The following is a 17,846-nucleotide window of genomic DNA, read 5'->3' as shown; positions in this document are numbered from 1 at the left end:
TTGCTCCTACAGGTTCTGGCATATGCAGGCCACCCGTCATTCCGTCCAGCAGCGCTACAGGCCCGGCGTATGTTTGGCATATGATGCCGGGCCTTCGCCATCCCTCGTTCCGGCCGGGAGCACTGATGCAGCTCAAACACAAGATCGTCGCCCTCGGGATCCTGCCGCTGGTCCTGGCCATTGCCGTGATCTGCGCGCTGGTGATTTCCCTGAATCGTCAATTGGGCGATCAGCAGGCGCAGCTGATCGAAGACAGCATTCTGGCGAGCAAGCGCGCGGAGTTGAAAAACTACGTGGAAATGGCGCAAAGCCTGATCGAGCCGCTGTACGACGATGGCCATGGCGACGCCGCCGCGCAGAAACAGGTGTTGGAAGAACTGCGCAAACTCAGCTTCGGTATCAACGGCTATTTCTTCGTCTACGACCACGAAGGCCGCAGCCTGATGCACGCACGCCAGTCCGAACTGGTGGGCCAATACCTGTGGGACATGAAAGACCCCCACGGCTTGCCGGTGATTCAGGCGTTGCTCAAAAGCGCACAATCGGGCGAAGGCTTCCAGCGTTACGCCTGGAACAAGCCCTCCTCCGGCCAGGTCACCGACAAGCTCGCCTACGTAGTGATGCTCGATCGCTGGGGCTGGATGCTCGGCACCGGCATTTACCTGGAAGACGTCGAGCGCGCCACGCAGCAGGCCCGCGCCGAAGTGGCCATGGGCATCCGCAAGACCATGATGGCGATTGCTGTGGTGGCGCTGGTGGCGGTGCTGTTCGTGTTCGCCACCGGCATGACACTGAATGTCAGCGAACACCGGCTCGCGGACAAGAAGCTGCAACGCCTGACCCAGCGCATCGTCAGCCTGCAGGAAGAAGAACGTTCGCGAGTCTCCCGTGAGCTGCACGACGGCATCAGCCAGGTGCTGGTCTCGATCAAGTTTCAGTTCGAACTGGCCAGCCATGTGCTGGAAAATGGGCAGGACAAGGGTCTGGGCATACTTCGCGATGCCACGCAAAGGCTGGGCGAGGCTATCGGCGAGGTGCGCAGCCTGTCCCACGACCTGCGCTCATCCCTGCTCGACACCCTCGGCCTGCCAGCGGCCATCGGCCAACTGGCGGCGGAATTCGAGCAGCGCAGCGGCCTGACGGTGAGCTACACCGACAATGAATTCGACTGCCAACTGGTCGATGGCGCGGCGGTCTCGTTGTTTCGCATCGTTCAGGAAGGCCTGACCAATATCGAACGGCATGCCCAGGCCAAACATGTCGCCATTACCCTGCACGGCTCCAAAGACAATGTGCGCCTGACGGTGGTCGATGACGGCGTGGGCTTCAACGTCGCCCAGGTCGAGCGTCGTCAGGCAGGCATCGGCCTGCGAAATATCCGTGAACGCGTCGAACATTTTGGCGGCCGCTTCGACCTGGTATCCGTACCCGGACGCAGTGAACTGGATGTGCTGCTGCCAATGAAACCGTCCGCCGACAGGCTTGGCTGAGCCAATAACAAGAGTGAACCTAGAATGAACCTGCCCTCCCCGATCCGCGTCGCGCTGGTCGACGATCACTCCCTGGTCCGCGATGGAATCAAGGCACTGCTGTCGGTCATGGCGCCCCTGGAAGTGGTGGGCGAAGCCGAAAACGGTGCCGAGGCGATCGAGATGGTCGGGCGCTGCCAGCCCGACCTGTTGCTGGTCGACATCAGCCTGGGCGACATGAACGGCCTGGAGCTGACCCGCATGCTGCGCGGTCAATACCCGTCGCTCAAGGTGCTGGTGCTGAGCATGTACGACAACTATGAATATGTCAGTGAATCCGTGCGCGCCGGGGCCAGCGGCTATGTGCTGAAAAATGCACCCTCGCGGGAAATCATCGCCGCCATCGAAGCGATCACCAGCGGCGGCACCTTCTATAGCGCCGACATCGCCCAGCGGCTCGTCGCCGACAAGAACACCGACAACGAGCTGACGCCCCGGGAGAGCCAAGTGTTGTCGAAGATGGCCCAGGGCCTGAACAACAAGGAAATGGCCCGGGAACTGGACATCAGCGTGCGCACCGTGGAGACCCATCGCCTGAGCATCCGGCGCAAGCTCAACATCGACAAGCCGGCGGCGCTGGTCAAATACGCCATCGATCACGGGCTCATTTCCCGATAGCCCCTATGCCTTCCGCCTGTCATCTATCACCTGTGGGAGCGAGCCTGCTCGCGATGAGGGCGGCACCGTCAACATCAATGTTGACTGACACACCGCTATCGCGAGCAGGCTCGCTCCCACAGAAAAGCAGGGATCAAGTAAATCAGGGTCAAATTCCAGGCAAAAAAAATCCCGGGCAGCTGATGGACGCCCGGGATTTAAAAATGCATAAACCGTGGTGGTGAACGCGGGGCGAATATTACGGAATATTTCGCCCTGTAACAAGATATTTTGATTAACTGCTCAGTTACTAACTTCGCTAAGCCTTTAAATATCCAGATGTTTTTTAAGGTTAACGTCGAAACCGCTTTAACTGCGCTTACAGAAACCAGCGGTACTCCCGCGCACTGATGTCATTCATGAACGCCAAATGATCCTGGCGTTTGTTCTCGCAATACACATCGACAAACTCCGCCCCCAGGCCATCGCGCACCGCCGCGTGGTTCTGCATGCAGCGCACGGCTTCAAGCATTTCCAACGGGAAATCCACGCCGCTGCTGCGATCGTCATTGAGCGGCGCAATCGGCTCGCGCTTCTGTTCAAGGCCCTGCTCCAGGCCGATCAGGATCGCTGCCAGCACCAGATACGGGTTGGCATCGGCGCCGGCGAGGCGATGTTCGATACGCAGGTTGTTCGCGTCCGACTCCGGCACCCGCAGGCACGCGTCACGGTCTTCAAAGCCCCAGCTGGCGCGGGAGGCGACGTTCACCGTGGCGCTCAAGCGGCGAGTGGCGTTGTGGTTCGGCGCGAAGATCGGCATGCAATGGGGCAGCACGTCCAGGCAACCGGCCACGGCATGACGCAGCGCCTGCTGTCCATCCGCCGCCAGCAGGTTGTTCCCCGCTTTGTCATACAGGCTCACGTGCACATGCATGCCGCTGCCGGGGTGCTGCAAATACGGTTTGGCCATGAAGCTGGCGCGATAGTTGTGCTTGAGCGCCACGCCACGGGTGCTGCGGCAGAACAAGGCGGCCCAGTCGGCGGCACGCAAACCGTCATCGAGATGACCGAAGTTGATTTCGAACTGGCCAGGGCCCAACTCGGCGGTAATCACCGTGGCGTCGATGCCCTGCGCTCGCGCCGTTTCGACCATCTCATCGAGGACCGGGGCAAAACGGGTCAGGCGCTCGATGTGCATGTTCGGCTGATCATCGGCATCGCCGGTCAGCGGGTCGCGGGCAAATTGCGGCAGGCCATCGCGCAGGTGACTGTCGAACAGATAGAACTCCAGTTCGAATGCCACCACCGGGAAAATGCCCTTGCGTCCCAACCGTGCCAGCACCTGGGCCAACACTTCCCGTGGTTCGAATTCGATCGGTTTTTCAGTGCCGTCGGAGGTGATCAGCATCTGCCCCAGCGGTTGTTGCTCCCAGCTCACCAGCTTCAGGGTGCCGGGCACCAGGCGCCGCTGCGCATCCGGGTCGCCGTCGTTGAAGCAGTAATCGCCGATCTTGAACAACCCGCCCTGGGTGCCGAGCAACACGCAGTTCTGCGGCAACTTGAGCGCGCTGCCAGCCGCGACTTTTTCGAGCATTTCGATCGGGTAGCGCTTGCCATAGAAATGCCCCGGAATGTCCAGGGAGATCAGGTCGACGAAGCGCACGTCGGGGTGAAGCTGGCGAAACTCACGCACTTCAGCCAGCAGTTCTGGGGAGACAGCAGCCATCATTGTGTTCCTTGTTGTTTTATCAGGTGTAAACCCAAAGTACGCGGGTGAGTTGATCGCCCAGATTGCCGTAGCGGCAATGGGCATGACTGGCCAGCTGGAAACTGTCGCCGGGGCGCAAGGTCACCGGTTCGTCGTCATCCAGCCACAGGGTCAGCTCGCCTTCGAGGACGTAGCCGCCCTGCTCCGAGCTGTCCTTCATGTGTCGGTCGCCGCTGCTGGCGCCGGGTTCCAGCTGGCTTTCGAGCATGGAAAAGGACGCGCGCATTTGCGGCGAGACCAGGATGTCGGTGATGCCATCGGCGTAATACAGCGTGCGACGCTCATCCGGCCGGGTCACCCACGGCAGGGCCTTGGGTTTGGGCAGGCTGTAGAAATAAGTGGTAGGCACGCCCAGGGTTTCGCTGATGGCGGTCAGGTCCGCCACGGTCGGCCGGGACAGCCCGCGCTCGACCTGGGACAGGAACCCCACGGAACGGCCGATTTTGTCCGCCAGATCCTTGAGCGTGTACTTTTTGTGTTTGCGCAGGTCCTGGATCAGGATCGCCAGCGCCGAAATCTCTTCTTGCATGTCCATCTAAAGGCTTCCAGAAAAGGCCGTTTCAAATGCTGTCGCGCAGCCGGTACCAGGCTTTGCCGATGGCTTCCAGGGGCGCCGCCATGTATTTACCGCCGGGGAAGCTGCCGTTGGTCAGGCCCTGATACAACGCCAGTTCGTCCGCTTGACCGAGTATCGCATCGGACACCGCCCGCGCCCCGGCCAGGGTCGGCAGCACGCCATGCCCGGAATACCCTTGCAACCAGTACAAATCGCCGCGTCGGCCGATATCGGGGGTGCGCTTGAGGGTCAGGTCGATATGTCCGCCCCAGGAAAACTCCAGCTCGACGCCTTTCAACTGCGGAAATACCCGCTCCAGGCATGGCCGGGTCGCGGCGGCGATGTCCTTGGGCATCCCGCCCAAATAGGTGCAGCCACCGCCGAACAACAAGCGGTTGTCGGGCGTGCGGCGGAAATAATCGAGCACGAACTGGTTGTCGGTGACACACACATTGCTCGGCAACAGCGCGGTGGCCTGCGCTTCTGACAGCGGTGCCGTGGCGACCTGATAGGTACCCACGGGCAATACGCAACTCGACAGCTGCGGATCGAGTCGATCCAGATAGGCGTTGCAGGCCAGGACCAGCACGTCCGCGCGGATGCTGCCGCGTTCGGTGGTCACCCGGTAACCGTCGCCGTCTTCGTGATAACTCAGGGCCTTGCTTTGTTCATGGATCACGCCGCCAGCCCGCTCAATCGCGGCGGCCAGGCCCAGCGCCAGTTTCAGCGGATTGAGGTGGCCGCCCTCGGGATCGAACAGACCGGCCTGATAACGCTCGCTCGCGACCCATTCCGGCAGCTGATCACGCTCGATGAACTGCAATCCGTCATGACCCCATTTGTGGCTGGCCTCATGCTGCCATTCGGTCAGCAGGCTGACCCGCCGTGGCATCACCGAGGTCCAGAGATGCCCGGGCCGGTAATCGCAATCGAAACCATGGCGCGCCGGCAGTTCGCGCAATTCCTGCGCCGCCCAGCGCATGCCGTCCCACAGCCGCCGCGTGCGCTCATAACCCAGTGCCGCTTCCAGCGGTGGCATGTCACAGGACCAACCCAGAATCGCCTGCCCGCCGTTACGCCCCGAAGCCGCCCACGCCACCCGGCTCGCCTCCAGCAATGTCACGCGCTTGCCGGCCAGGGCCAGGCGCAATGCGGTATGCAAGCCGCTGAAGCCGGCGCCGATGATCAGCACTTCAGTGTCCTGTTCACCTTTGAGCGCCGGCCGATTGACCAGGCGATCACTGCAGGAATGGGCGTAATAGCTGGCGACATGTTGCGTGGATTGCTGAAACATTACCGGCTCCATGAAATTTTATAGTTTTAATTTCATGAAAAAATACACGAAAGATTTCACGCCGGCAACGACAGGCGACGAGGCACCAGCACAACGCAAACAAAAATGCCCGGCAAAAGCCGGGCATTTCGGTTGAACACGATGTCGCTTCAGTCGGTGTAACCGAGTTTCGTCACCCGGCTCTCCTGCTTCTGCCCCCGTGTCGCCAAGCAGTAATACAGCGGGCACGTCACCACCAGTCCCACCAGCCAGGACAAGTCCGCACCGTCCACCAGATTGGCGTACGGCCCGACGTACAGCGAGGTATTGGCGAACGGCAGTTGCACGATGATGCCGATGAAGTAGGCAATGATCGCGTGCAGGTTGAAGCGCCCGTAAATCCCGCCATCGGCGCGGAAGATCGAAGCGATGTCATAGCAGCCGCGCTTGATCACATAGAAGTCGATCAGGTTGATCGAGGCCCACGGCACCAGCACCAGCAACAGCGCCAGGATCAGCCCGATGAACTGCGAAATGAAATCCGCCGACGCTCCCAGCGCCACCACGCAGCAGCCCGCCAGCACCACGCTCGACAACACCACCCGCACCTTGATGCTCGGCGTCCACTGGCTGGCGAAGGTCTGGATCGAAGTGATGATCGACAGCACCGCGCCGTACAGATTCAAGGCGTTGTGGCTGATGATGTTGAGCAGGAACAGCACCATCAGGATCGGCCCCAGCCAGCCGGTGGACTGCTTGACCGCCGCCATCGCCTCGGTGCCTTCGGGAGTCGCCAGGACCGCTACCGCACCAAAGGTGAACGACAGGATGGTGCCCAGGGTCGCGCCCAGGTACGTGGCCAAGAACGGGCGGCTGATGCCGATATCCGCCGGCAGATAACGCGAATAGTCCGACACATAAGGCGAGAAGCTGATCTGCCAGATGATGCCCAGCGACACCGTGGCCAGCCAGCCGGGCAGGTTGAAGCCGCCACGGCTGAAGAAATCCGCCGGTAGCTCATGGGCGAAGATATAGAGGAAGCCGGCGAGCAGCGCGCTGCCCATGACCCAGGTACCGATACGGTTGAGGGTATGGATGAAGCGATAGCCAATCACCCCGATGGCTGTGGCGCTGAGCGCACCGATGAGGATGCTGGCCGGCACGGGCACCGAAGGCACGATGCCGACAATCGATTTGCCCGCGAGCACGATGTTTGAAATGAAGAAGCCGATATAGATCAGCGCGGCAAAGAACACAATCAGCAACGCGCCATAGCGACCGAACTGGCCGCGACTCTGGACCATTTGCGGGATGCCCATGCGTGGCCCCTGGGCCGATGCGAGGGCAATCACCAGACCACCGACCATGTGCCCCAGGGCAATCGCCAGCAGGCCCCAGAACAGATTGAGGTGGAACACCTGGACCACCATCGCGCCGGTCACGATCGGCAGCGGCGCAATGTTGGTGCTGAACCATAAGGTGAAAAGATCGCGGGCCTTCCCGTGGCGCTCTGCGAGAGGAACGTAGTCGACCGTGTGGTTCTCGATCAACGGATCTTGCCGGGACATCTGGGACATAGGTGTGAACTCGAGTTTGTCTGTTCTTATCTTTGTAAAAGCCAAACCGGGGGTGCTGTCTGCCACCCCTCAGATGCGAGCCATATTATGGTATTCCAACACTTTCACAAGACTGATCCGGCGTTTGAAAGGGCATCTGATCCGTCATTTCGCTGCGTATCGATGTCGGCCACCTGGCGCAAGTCCCCGTAATCATTGGCTCAAACGGCAAGCCTGCGCGTTTGTCGGCACGCCGTGAAAATTCTTGCAAACTTGGTATTACGGTATACCATCAGACCTACAAACACATAAAAACCGCGTCACACCACCCGAGGACCGTCCAATGATCGATGCCGCCATCTACAAACAAGTCATGGGTTCGTTCCCGTCCGGCGTGACGGTGATCACCACGCTTGATGACGAGGGGCAAATCGTCGGCCTGACCGCCAGCGCTTTCAGCTCGCTGTCCATGGACCCTGCCCTGGTGCTGTTCTGCCCCAACTACAGTTCCGATTCCTATCCGGTGTTGATCAAGAACAAGCGCTTCGCCATCCACGTGCTGTCCGGCGGCCAGCAGATCGAAGCCTATGCTTTTGCCCGTAAAGGCAAGGACAAGGCGCAAGGTATCGAATGGACCCTGAGCGAACTGGGCAACCCGATCCTGGCCAATGCCACGGCGGTCATCGAATGCGAACTGTGGCGCGAATATGAAGGGGGCGACCACGCGATCATGGTCGGCGCGGTGAAGAACCTGATCGTGCCCGCGCACGATGCCGGGCCGCTGGTGTATTGCCACGGGAAGATGGGGGCGTTGCCGGTGCTGGCCTGATTCCCCCGCCCCCTGTAGGAGCGAGCCTGCTCGCGATGGTCGTCAACGATGACGCTGGCAGCCTGACACCCCGCGTCGCTCAGACGTGCATCGCGAGCAGGCTCGCTCCTACAGAAGAGCAAGAACATTTGCAGTCACTATGTATTATGGTATACCAATAACCAACGAGCCCGCACACGACAGGCCGATAACAAAAGATCCGAGGTAAGCGTCATGAAATTTTCCCTGTTCGTACACATGGAACGTTGGGACGAAAGCGTCAGCCACCGCCAGTTGTTCGAAGACCTGACCGAACTGACCCTGATGGCCGAAGCCGGTGGTTTCAGCACCGTATGGATCGGTGAACACCACGCCATGGAATACACCATCTCGCCGAGCCCGATGCCGCTGCTGGCCTATCTGGCGGCCAGGACCACCACCATCCACCTGGGCGCCGGCACCATCATCGCGCCGTTCTGGCACCCGCTGCGGGTGGCCGGTGAATGCGCCCTGCTGGACGTGATCAGCAACGGTCGCATGGAAGTCGGCCTGGCACGCGGCGCCTATCAGGTGGAGTTCGACCGCATGGCCGGCGGCATGCCGGCTTCCAGCGGTGGCCAGGCGTTGCGGGAAATGGTTCCGGTGGTGCGTGCCCTGTGGCAAGGCGACTACGCCCATGACGGCGATATCTGGAAATTCCCCACCTCCACCAGCGTGCCCAAGCCGATCCAGCAGCCAAACCCGCCGATGTGGATCGCCGCCCGCGACCCGGACTCGCACAACTTTGCCGTGGCCAACGGCTGCAACGTCATGGTCACGCCGCTGATGAAAGGCGACGAAGAGGTGCTGGACCTGAAAAACAAATTCCAGGCCGCGCTGGACAACAACCCGGACGTACCGCGCCCGCAACTGATGGTGCTGCGTCACACCCACGTCCACACCGCTGACGACCCTGAAGGCTGGAAAGTCGGGGCCCGGGCCATCTCCAAGTTCTACCGTACTTTCGATGCCTGGTTCGGCAACAAACAGACCCCGGTCAATGGCTTCCTGGCGCCAAGCCCGGAAGAGAAATTCGCCGGTCGCCCGGAGTTCGAACTGGACAGCCTGCACAAGACCGCCATGATCGGCACCCCGGAAGAAATCATTCCGCGCATCAAGTACTACCAGGAACTGAGCGTCGACGAATTCAGCTTCTGGTGCGACAACAGCCTGCCCCACGCGGAAAAGAAAAAATCCCTGGAGCTGTTCATCAAGCATGTGGTGCCAGCGTTCCGCTGATTGTCCCCTGTAGGAGCGAGCATGCTCGCGATGGTCGTCAACGATAATGCGGGGTGCCTGCCTCCCCGCGGTGTCTTTGCGTCCATCGCGAGCATGCTCGCTCCTACAGGTTCCTTCCCCCGCTTTGTATCGGAATGTATCTACACTTCCCCGCGATACAAAACGCTGCACCCGCCCGCTTTCCTGAAATACCCCGGATACCTCCCTGCACTTAAATGTGAACCACGGCCTCCCCCGCCTGGCCTTCACTTAAAAAGGAGCTCCACCATGAAAGTGCATTTGTTGAACAAACACGCCGACAAAAATCGCCGCCATCTGGTGGGCTCCACCGTTCTTGCCCTGACCCTGGGCGTACTGGGCGCCGTCAATGCCCAGGCGAACACCAGCGCCAGCGCAGCCCCTGCACCCGCCACTGCGCCAACCACCGCCGATTCCCCGTTCGGTCCGCTCAAACACGTCAACGCCGGCCTGCTGGACGTCGCCTATGCCGAAACCGGCCCGGCCGATGGCCCGGTGGTGATCCTGCTGCACGGCTGGCCCTACGACATTCACAGCTACGACGAGGTCGCCCCCCTGCTCGCCGCCAAGGGCTATCGCGTGTTGATGCCTTATGCCCGGGGTTATGGCGATACGCACTTCCTGTCCGATAAAACCCTGCGCAATGGCCAACCCGCTGCGCTGGCCAGTGACGTCATCGACTTCATGGACGCCCTGCACATCAAACAGGCCGTGCTCGGTGGCTACGACTGGGGCGCACGTTCGGCGGACATCGTCTCGGCGCTGTGGCCTGAGCGGGTCAAGGCGCTGGTGTCGGTCAGCGGCTATCTGATCGGCAACCAGGCCGCCGGCAAGAACCCGCTGCCGCCCAAGGCTGAATTGCAGTGGTGGTACCAGTTCTACTTCGCGACCGATCGCGGTAAAGAGGGTTACCAGAAGAACACCCACGACTTTGCCAAGTTGATCTGGCAGCTGGCTTCGCCGCAGTGGAAGTTCGATGACGCCACCTACGACCGCAGCGCCGCCGCCCTGAATAACAAGGATCACGTCGACATCACCGTCTTCAACTACCGCTGGCGCCTGGGCCTGGTCCAGGGCGAAAGCCAGTACGAGGCGCTGGAGCAGAAACTGGCCAAGGCCCCGTCCATCAGTGTGCCGACCATCACGCTGGAAGGCGACGCCAACGGCGCGCCGCACCCGAAGGCCGAAGACTATCGCCAACGCTTCACCGGCAAATACGAGTACCGGCTGATCTCCGGCGGCATCGGCCACAACCTGCCGCAGGAAGACCCGCAAGCCTTTGCCAAGGCGGTCATCGATGCCGATCACCTGTAAGGTCGTGAGGCGAAAAGATGTTCTGGAATAATGAACGGGTATTTCTTAATTATTCAGTTTTCGAAACACCCGCTCATGGCTAACTTGATCGCCAGTCTGGCAAGCGCCATTGGCCGGTTAAAAGATCGCAGCCTGCGGCAGCTCCTACACTCTAGCGTTGCACATGTAGGAGCTGTCGCAGGCTGCACTCTTTGACGCCAGCCCGCACATTGTTTTCTTGCGATCCGAGGTAAGTCCCATGTCCGAACAAACCCTGGCTGTGCACGCGCCCTACAACGGCAAACTACTCGGTCATGTCGCCGCGTCCACCGCGGCTGATGTCGAGCAGGCGCTGAGCGTCGCCCACGGCCTTTTCCGCAACCGCAGCCAATGGCTGAGCAAGCCACGGCGCATCGAAATCCTGCACCGCGCCGCCGAACTGATCACCGAGCGCAAGCACGAGATCGCCACCCAGGCGGCCAGCGAAGGCGGCAAGCCACTGAAGGATTCCCTCGCCGAAGTCGAACGCGGCATCGACGGCATCCTCAACAGCATCGAAGTGCTGCGCACCGAGGGCGGCCACGTGATTCCCATGGGCCTGAACGCCGCATCGGCCAACCGCGTGGCCTTCACCCAATTCGAACCGATCGGCGTGGTGGCGGCGGTCTCGGCCTTTAACCACCCGTTCAACTTGATCGTGCACCAGGTGATTCCGGCCATCGCCGTCGGCGCGCCGGTGATCGTCAAGCCGGCGGGCAACACCCCGCTCAGCTGCCGCACGCTGGTCGATATCCTCACCGAAGCCGGTCTGCCTGAAGGCTGGGCGCAGATGCTGCTGCCGGCGGACAACAGCATCACTGGCAAGCTGGTGTCCGACCCACGGGTGGGTTTCTTCAGCTTCATCGGCTCGGCGAAAGTCGGCTGGATGCTGCGTTCGACCCTCGCCCCCGGCACCCGCTGCGCGCTGGAGCACGGTGGTGTGGCGCCGGTGATGCTGGCCGCCGACGCCGATCTCGAAGACTCGCTGCCGCGCATCGCCCGGGGTGCCTTCTTCCATGCAGGCCAGGTCTGCGTCAGTGTGCAGCGGGTGTTCTGCCACAGCAGCATTGCCGAGCAGGTGGCCGAGCGCCTGGGCCAGTTGGGCGATGCCATGGTGGTCGGCGACCCGACCGATGCGCGCACCGATGTCGGTCCGCTGATCACCGAGCGTGAAGTCAATCGCGTCAGCCAGTGGGTGGATGAGGCCGTCGCCGGCGGCGCGCGCCTGATCTCCGGAGGCCGTGCACTCGGCAACAACTGCTACGCGCCGACCGTACTGCTCAATCCGTCCATCGACTCCAGCGTGATGCAAAAGGAAGTGTTCGGCCCCGTGGTGGCGGTGTACGCCTACGACGACCTGGCGCAAGCCATCGAACTGGCCAACGCCCTGCCCGATGCCTTCCAGGCCGCGGTCTTCACCCAGAACCTGGACACCGCCATGCAGTGCTACCAGGACCTGGACGCGACGGCGGTGATGATCAACGAAAGCACCACCTTCCGCGTCGACTGGATGCCCTTCGCCGGCGCACGCCAGTCCGGCCATGGCGTGGGCGGGATCCCCCACACCATGAAGGAAATGCAGGTCGAGAAAATGATGGTCTGGCGCTCCCGGGCGGTGCGCGGCTAAACAGCAACACCGCAATACCTGTGGGTGGGAATCCAATATCCCTGTGGGAGCGAGCCTGCTCGCGATGGCGTCAGCTCAGTCAGCACCGATGTTGAATGTGCCGGCCTCTTCGCGGGCAAGCCTTGCTCCCACAGGGTTTTGTGTCATCCCCAAACCCAGCGGCCACCCCGGAAACCTGTGGGAGCGTGGCTTGCCCGCGATGGCGTCAGCTCAGTCAACATCAATGTTGAAAGTGCCGGCCTCATCGCGGGCAAGCCCGCTCCCACAGGGTTTTGTGTGAGTCCGCAAAATGCGTGAACACCATAAATCACTGTGGGAGCTGGCTTGCCAGCGATGGTGGTGGGTCAGTCGCCATGGATGTTGAATGTGCCGGCCCCTTCGCGGGCAAGCCTTGCTCCCACAGGGTTTTGTGTGAGTCCGCAAAATGCGTGAACACCATAAATCACTGTGGGAGCTGGCTTGCCAGCGATGGTGGTGGGTCAGGCGCCATGGATGCTGAATGTGCCGGCCTCATCGCGAGCAGGCTCGCTCCCACAGGGTTTTGTGTCACCCGCACATCCAGTTCCCACACCAAAGACTTCCGGGCATGGCGCCATGAAGGAGACCCGCTACACTTTTCTGGCCTCGCCGCCACCGCACACCGGCGGCCAAATCCTCGTCTCCTGATCCGGAGTGTCCCCCATGAGCGACAGCAGCGAACTCACGACTTTCACCGGCTGGGCCGCCACGGCGGCCGGCGCCCCGCTGGAGCGCTTCAGCTACGACCCCGGCCCCCTGGGTGAAGAGCAAGTGGAAGTCGCCGTGGAATATTGCGGCGTCTGCCATTCCGATCAGTCCTTGATCGATAACGATTGGGGCATCAGCCAATACCCCTTCATTCCCGGCCATGAGGTCGTCGGCCGAATCGTCCGGGTGGGCGCGCAGGTGCGTGGCCTGCAAATGGGCCAACGGGTGGGCATCGGCTGGTACAAGGGCAGCTGCATGCACTGCTCGTCCTGTATCGAAGGCTCCCACAACCTGTGCCGCACCGCCCAACCCACCATCATCGGCAGCCACGGCGGCTTCGCCGACCGCCTGCGTTCGCATTGGGCCTGGGCCCTGCCAATCCCCGAAGCCCTCGATCCGGCGCTGGCAGGTCCCCTGTTCTGCGCAGGCTCCACGGTGTTCAACCCGCTGCTGGAGTTCGGCATCAAACCCACCGACCGGGTCGGCGTGGTGGGCATCGGCGGCCTCGGTCACCTGGCCCTGCGCTTCCTCAATGCTTGGGGTTGCGAAGTCACCGCCTTCACCTCATCCCTGGGCAAACAGGACGAAGCCAAGCGCCTGGGCGCCCACAAAGTCGTTGCTTCCACCGACAGCGAAGCCATGAAAGCCATTGCCGGCACACTGGATTTCCTGCTGGTCACCGCCAGCGCCAACCTCGACTGGACCGCCCTGCTCGCCACCCTGCGCGGCAAGGGTCGCCTGCATTTCGTCGGCATCGTGCCCAGCGCGATTCCGGTGCATGTGTTCGACCTGATCCCGCAGCAAAAGACCCTGTCCGCCTCACCGGTGGGCTCGCCGAGCAACACGGCGGCCATGTTGGAATTCTGCGCGCGACATCAGATCGTGCCGCAGGTCGAGATGTTTCCCATGAGTCGCATCAACGAGGCCGTCGACCACCTGCGCAGCGGCAAGGCGCGGTATCGCGTGGTGCTGGATGCGAGCAAATGATCGACCGTCGATGAACGGGCATGAATGCCGGGCCAGGTGTCCGGCATTCACTTATTTGGACGGTTGAACCGCAGCCTGTAGGCGGTTCAACAACTCGGCGGATTTGTCTTTATCCGACTCTTTCTTGTCGAACCAACTGGTGCCGTTCTGCAGGATCTCCGCGAGGATCGGGAAATACAGCTGTTTCTTCTTCGCCATCTCCACCGGGTCGGCGGCGGTGGCCTGGTCCAGCGCGGTCTGGATCGTCGCGCGCTGGGTCAGCCATTGCGGCGTGGATTTTTCTTCCGGACTCATGTTGTCCAGGAAACTCAGCGCGGCCTTGGCCCGGCCGACCGGGTCATTGGCGAACGGATCGCGCCAATTCTTCTTCTGATCATCCGGGCCGACGTAATAACCCGTCGCGAGCTGTGCCTGCTGGCGCATCAGTTCCTGCGCCGAGGCTTGTTCTTCCTTGCTGAACTGGTCGCCCTGGTTGGTGGCGACGGCGTACAGCGAACGTCGATCCAGATCGCCCATCAGCGAATTGCGATCCTGCAGGCTGTTGTCGTACGGCTTGCCGCTGTCTTTCATCAGCGCGTACTTCTCATCCATGCGCTTGCGGGCATCGAGAGCGACATCGGCGAAGGTCTTGTCCTTCGAACTGGAAATCGCCCCCGGCTTGGCGGCCCCCAGGATCAGCGCGTCGGCATTCATCCCCGGCCGCACCGGAAAGTACGGCGCGTTGCTGGCGATGGCCGCGCTGTAATCGGTGGCGGTACCGGAAAAACTCACCGAATCGCCATTCTGCGTCGCGTCTGCCGACTGACTTTCAGCACTGCCCTGGGCATTGCCGGCCTTGTTGCTGGCGGCGGATGAGTAGGCGGCGATCAAGGCGCTGGATGAGGAGGACGATGAATTGACGTACATGATTCTTCCTTGTTGTGTCCGGGGTGGTCGGCAAAACGCCGCCTAATCTACTGGCGTTGGATCGGTAAATAAACCATCGACATGACGACCCTGTGTCGCTCCTACAGGGGCTGTGCAAACCCACATGTCCCAGGGGCCACATCATCGCGTAAAACCCGCTCCACTTCGCCTATACCAAAGCGTTAGCCGCAGACACCGATGTCTGATTTTCAGTGCATCGCTTTACCCATAAATTTTTCCCCAGCCGCCGAACGCACGGCAGCACGCCTTGCAAGCGCTCCCTCCAGAACCGAATGGGTATTGAAAAATGACTGATGAGACCAGTGGAACCTCCCGTCGTGGCCTGATAACGACCGGTGCCATGGCCGCCGCCCTCGCCGTGGCGGTCCCGGCGCTTGCCGCGCAGCAGGCCCCGTCCGCCACCAACAGCAACAGCGGCGGCAAAGGCAACGCCAAAGGCTCGGGAACGATCACGGTCAAGGATGGCACGCAGATTTTCTACAAGGACTGGGGCAGCGGACAGCCCATCGTGTTTCACCACGGCTGGCCGCTGTCCGGCGACGACTGGGACGCGCAGATGCTGTTCTTCCTCAGCAAGGGCTTCCGCGTCATCGCTCACGATCGCCGTGGTCATGGCCGTTCGACCCAGACCGATACCGGCAACGAAATGGACACCTACGCCGCCGACGTCGCCGAGCTGATGGCGCACCTGAACATCACCAATGCGATCCACATCGGTCACTCCACCGGTGGCGGCGAAGTGGCGCGTTATGTGGCACGCCATGGCCGTGGTCGCGTGGCCAAGGCCGTGCTGATTGGCGCCGTGCCGCCGATCATGCTGCGCACCGCGAACAACCCCGGCGGCCTGCCGATGGATGTGTTCGACGGGCTGCGCAAGGCCCTGGCCGACAACCGCGCCCAGTTCTACCGCGATTTCCCCAGCGGCCCGTTCTATGGTTTCAACCGTCCGGGTGCGAAAGTCTCCCAGCCCATCATCGACAACTGGTGGCGCCAGGGCATGAACGGCGGGATCAAGGCGCACTACGACTGCATCAAGGCCTTCTCGGAAACCGACTTCACCGATGACCTGAAAAACATCGAAGTGCCGACCCTGGTCATGCACGGTGAGGACGACCAGATCGTACCGATCGCCGACTCCGCGCAACTGAGCATCAAACTGCTGAAAAAAGGCACGCTGAAAACCTACCCCGGCCTGCCCCACGGCATGTGCACCACCCATACCGAGGTGATCAACCAGGACCTGCTGGCGTTCGTCAAGGCTTGATTTGCACGCTGTGCCGCAGGCCAGAGCGCCTGCGGCCCTGCACGAATAAAAGCGATTCGCAGGAACAGGATCTGGTTCTAGAATCGATACAGGCAAATCAGCGATAGAGCTGCCTGTGCGAATTCAGCGTGTCTTGCGATAGGCAGGCGCGCGAAGCCAAAGGAGCGATTCAAAACACTTCGCGCGACTGTTCGAAATGACGTTCAAGAACAAAAAAGCGACCGGATCTGCCACAGATCCTTGCCAGCCATCTACGGACATTCGCCATGGACATAGCGCCACGCTTCATCATCCATGAAACAGAGCACTGGATACTCAACCATCACATGTCCTCCAGGCTGCCGGGCTATCTGGTATTCGGTACCCGATATCCCGTGCGCTCGTTGTCCGAGCTGCCGGAAGAAGCGCTGATCGAAATGGGTCCCTTACTGGCTCGCGTGCAGAAGACCCTGCAAGCGCAGCTGCAACCCAAGTGGCTCTACATCAGCCGCTTCGGCCACGACCCGCGCTTCCCCATCCACTTTCACTACATCCCCGTTTACCACTGGGTCGAAGAGCTGTTCAGCCAGGATGAGCGCTATCGCGTCCTGAAGAACTTCGGCGCAGGTATTGATGCCCACTCGATGACCGATGGCGCGGAATTGACACTGTTCGTCTGGCGCGAATTCGGCGAGAGCCCCGAGCCTCCAAGCATTCAGGGCCCTTCAGTCGAGCAGACGATCGAGCGCCTGCGTTTGGCGTTCGGCAGCCCGCTACCCTTTCATGCCGCGGACCGGCCAGGGATCGTCACGCCGCTGCACCGAGGAACTCACTGACCGCTGCGAGCACAGCTTGCGGCGCCTCGCGGTGCGGAACGTGATGGCAATCCTCCACGATCAGATAATCGCCCGGGCCAGTCGACAGCCGGGCGAAACGCTTGGGATGCAGGTCCGAACCGTATTCATCGTACTGGCCATGAATCGCCAGCAACGGGCACTGAATCGCGCCCACCGTGCTTTCAATCGTCCAGTCGCTGAAGTCCGGGGAAAGCCACGTTTCGGTCCAGGCGTTGAATACCCACTGCGCCTTGGCGCCGTGATACTTCTCCAGGCGCGCCATCTGTCCCGGCTGCGCGAATTGCACCTGGGCCACTCGAATGCCTTCGAGCGTCCGATCCTCGACAAACGCCTGCGCCGATACCGTGATCAAGGCCGTGCAGCTTTGTCCGTACACAGAAGCGCAAGCCGCCGCCATCGCCCCACCGACGCTGTGACCGAATGCAATGAATCGCTCGATCCCTAGTGCAGCCTTCAAATGCACGAAAAACTGCGTGGCTTCGTCACGGATAAAGTGCAGCGGCAAGGGACCTGGATACGCATCGGACTGACCGAAACCCAGGCGGTCATAGGCAATCACTTCATGCCCGGTGGCGCGACACAACTGCTCGGGAAAATCGCGCCACAGGGCAACGCAACCCAGCGAGTCATGGAAAAGAATGATGGGTGGTTTCTGCGCACTGCCCACGCCGCCTTCCGGGAACCAGCGGCATCCGAACAGGCGTCCGTGGGGTGTATCGATCCAGAGTGTTTCAGTACTGACGGACAAGTGCATGGGAGCCTCA

15 protein-coding genes are annotated in these 17,846 nt (G+C 61.3%); 9 read left to right on the top strand and 6 right to left on the bottom strand.

What is annotated here, in order from left to right:
• The first annotated feature begins 125 nt into the window (after positions 1–125).
• The gene (locus tag DKY63_RS00650) at positions 126–1,490 is read left to right on the top strand and encodes a cache domain-containing protein (protein WP_110962306.1); all 1,365 of its coding nucleotides are present in this window, start codon (positions 126–128) and stop codon (positions 1,488–1,490) included.
• A gap of 24 nt (positions 1,491–1,514) precedes the next feature.
• Entirely contained in the window at positions 1,515–2,147 is a 633-nt protein-coding gene (locus DKY63_RS00645; protein ID WP_110962305.1) for a response regulator, read from the top strand.
• A gap of 358 nt (positions 2,148–2,505) precedes the next feature.
• On the opposite strand, the gene DKY63_RS00635 is transcribed toward DKY63_RS00645, so the two are convergent.
• The 4 genes from DKY63_RS00635 to DKY63_RS00620 form a co-directional block, all read right to left on the bottom strand.
• Positions 2,506–3,852 carry a glutamine synthetase family protein gene (locus DKY63_RS00635; RefSeq protein WP_110962304.1) on the bottom strand — a complete coding sequence of 449 codons (1,347 nt, stop codon included), beginning with the start codon at positions 3,850–3,852 and terminating at the stop codon, positions 2,506–2,508.
• A gap of 22 nt (positions 3,853–3,874) precedes the next feature.
• Positions 3,875–4,429: a helix-turn-helix domain-containing protein gene (locus tag DKY63_RS00630; protein WP_110962303.1), complete on the bottom strand. Its 555-nt coding sequence runs from the start codon at positions 4,427–4,429 to the stop codon at positions 3,875–3,877.
• 25 nt (positions 4,430–4,454) lie between these two features.
• Complete coding sequence (locus tag DKY63_RS00625; protein WP_110962302.1) at positions 4,455–5,744, bottom strand: NAD(P)/FAD-dependent oxidoreductase; 1,290 nt, start codon at positions 5,742–5,744, stop codon at positions 4,455–4,457.
• Between the two features lie 149 nt (positions 5,745–5,893).
• Positions 5,894–7,300, bottom strand: a complete 1,407-nt coding sequence (locus DKY63_RS00620; protein WP_110962301.1) for a purine-cytosine permease family protein — start codon at positions 7,298–7,300, stop codon at positions 5,894–5,896.
• 322 nt (positions 7,301–7,622) lie between these two features.
• Between DKY63_RS00620 and DKY63_RS00615 the strand changes: the two genes are divergently transcribed.
• The 5 genes from DKY63_RS00615 (at position 7,623) to ahr (ending at position 14,055) form a co-directional block, all read left to right on the top strand.
• The gene (locus DKY63_RS00615; protein ID WP_110962300.1) at positions 7,623–8,108 is read left to right on the top strand and encodes a flavin reductase family protein; all 486 of its coding nucleotides are present in this window, start codon (positions 7,623–7,625) and stop codon (positions 8,106–8,108) included.
• A gap of 213 nt (positions 8,109–8,321) precedes the next feature.
• Positions 8,322–9,365 (top strand): LLM class flavin-dependent oxidoreductase, encoded by a 1,044-nt coding sequence (locus DKY63_RS00610; RefSeq protein ID WP_110962299.1) that lies wholly within the window; start codon positions 8,322–8,324, stop codon positions 9,363–9,365.
• 267 nt (positions 9,366–9,632) lie between these two features.
• Positions 9,633–10,697, top strand: a complete 1,065-nt coding sequence (locus DKY63_RS00605; RefSeq protein ID WP_110962298.1) for an alpha/beta fold hydrolase — start codon at positions 9,633–9,635, stop codon at positions 10,695–10,697.
• 238 nt (positions 10,698–10,935) lie between these two features.
• Positions 10,936–12,342, top strand: a complete 1,407-nt coding sequence (locus DKY63_RS00600) for an aldehyde dehydrogenase family protein (RefSeq protein ID WP_110962297.1) — start codon at positions 10,936–10,938, stop codon at positions 12,340–12,342.
• A gap of 681 nt (positions 12,343–13,023) precedes the next feature.
• A complete protein-coding gene (gene ahr / locus DKY63_RS00580) occupies positions 13,024–14,055 on the top strand; it encodes an NADPH-dependent aldehyde reductase Ahr (RefSeq protein ID WP_110962296.1) in 1,032 nt (343 codons plus the stop codon).
• A gap of 51 nt (positions 14,056–14,106) precedes the next feature.
• On the opposite strand, the gene DKY63_RS00575 is transcribed toward ahr, so the two are convergent.
• Entirely contained in the window at positions 14,107–14,961 is an 855-nt protein-coding gene (locus DKY63_RS00575; RefSeq protein ID WP_110962295.1) for a hypothetical protein, read from the bottom strand.
• A gap of 307 nt (positions 14,962–15,268) precedes the next feature.
• Between DKY63_RS00575 and DKY63_RS00570 the strand changes: the two genes are divergently transcribed.
• Complete coding sequence (locus DKY63_RS00570) at positions 15,269–16,246, top strand: alpha/beta fold hydrolase (protein ID WP_110962294.1); 978 nt, start codon at positions 15,269–15,271, stop codon at positions 16,244–16,246.
• Positions 16,247–16,512: 266 nt separating this feature from the next.
• Positions 16,513–17,061, top strand: coding sequence for an HIT family protein (locus tag DKY63_RS00565; protein WP_110962293.1), 549 nt, complete (start codon positions 16,513–16,515; stop codon positions 17,059–17,061).
• On the opposite strand, the gene DKY63_RS00560 is transcribed toward DKY63_RS00565, so the two are convergent.
• Complete coding sequence (locus DKY63_RS00560) at positions 17,033–17,836, bottom strand: alpha/beta fold hydrolase (protein ID WP_110962292.1); 804 nt, start codon at positions 17,834–17,836, stop codon at positions 17,033–17,035. The genes DKY63_RS00565 and DKY63_RS00560 overlap by 29 nt on opposite strands.
• Positions 17,837–17,846 lie beyond the last annotated feature (10 nt).

The organism is Pseudomonas putida (assembly GCF_003228315.1).
Classification (GTDB): domain Bacteria; phylum Pseudomonadota; class Gammaproteobacteria; order Pseudomonadales; family Pseudomonadaceae; genus Aquipseudomonas; species Aquipseudomonas putida_S.
Note: the sequence above shows the minus strand (reverse complement) of the source record. Positions and strands in the feature narration are given on the sequence as shown.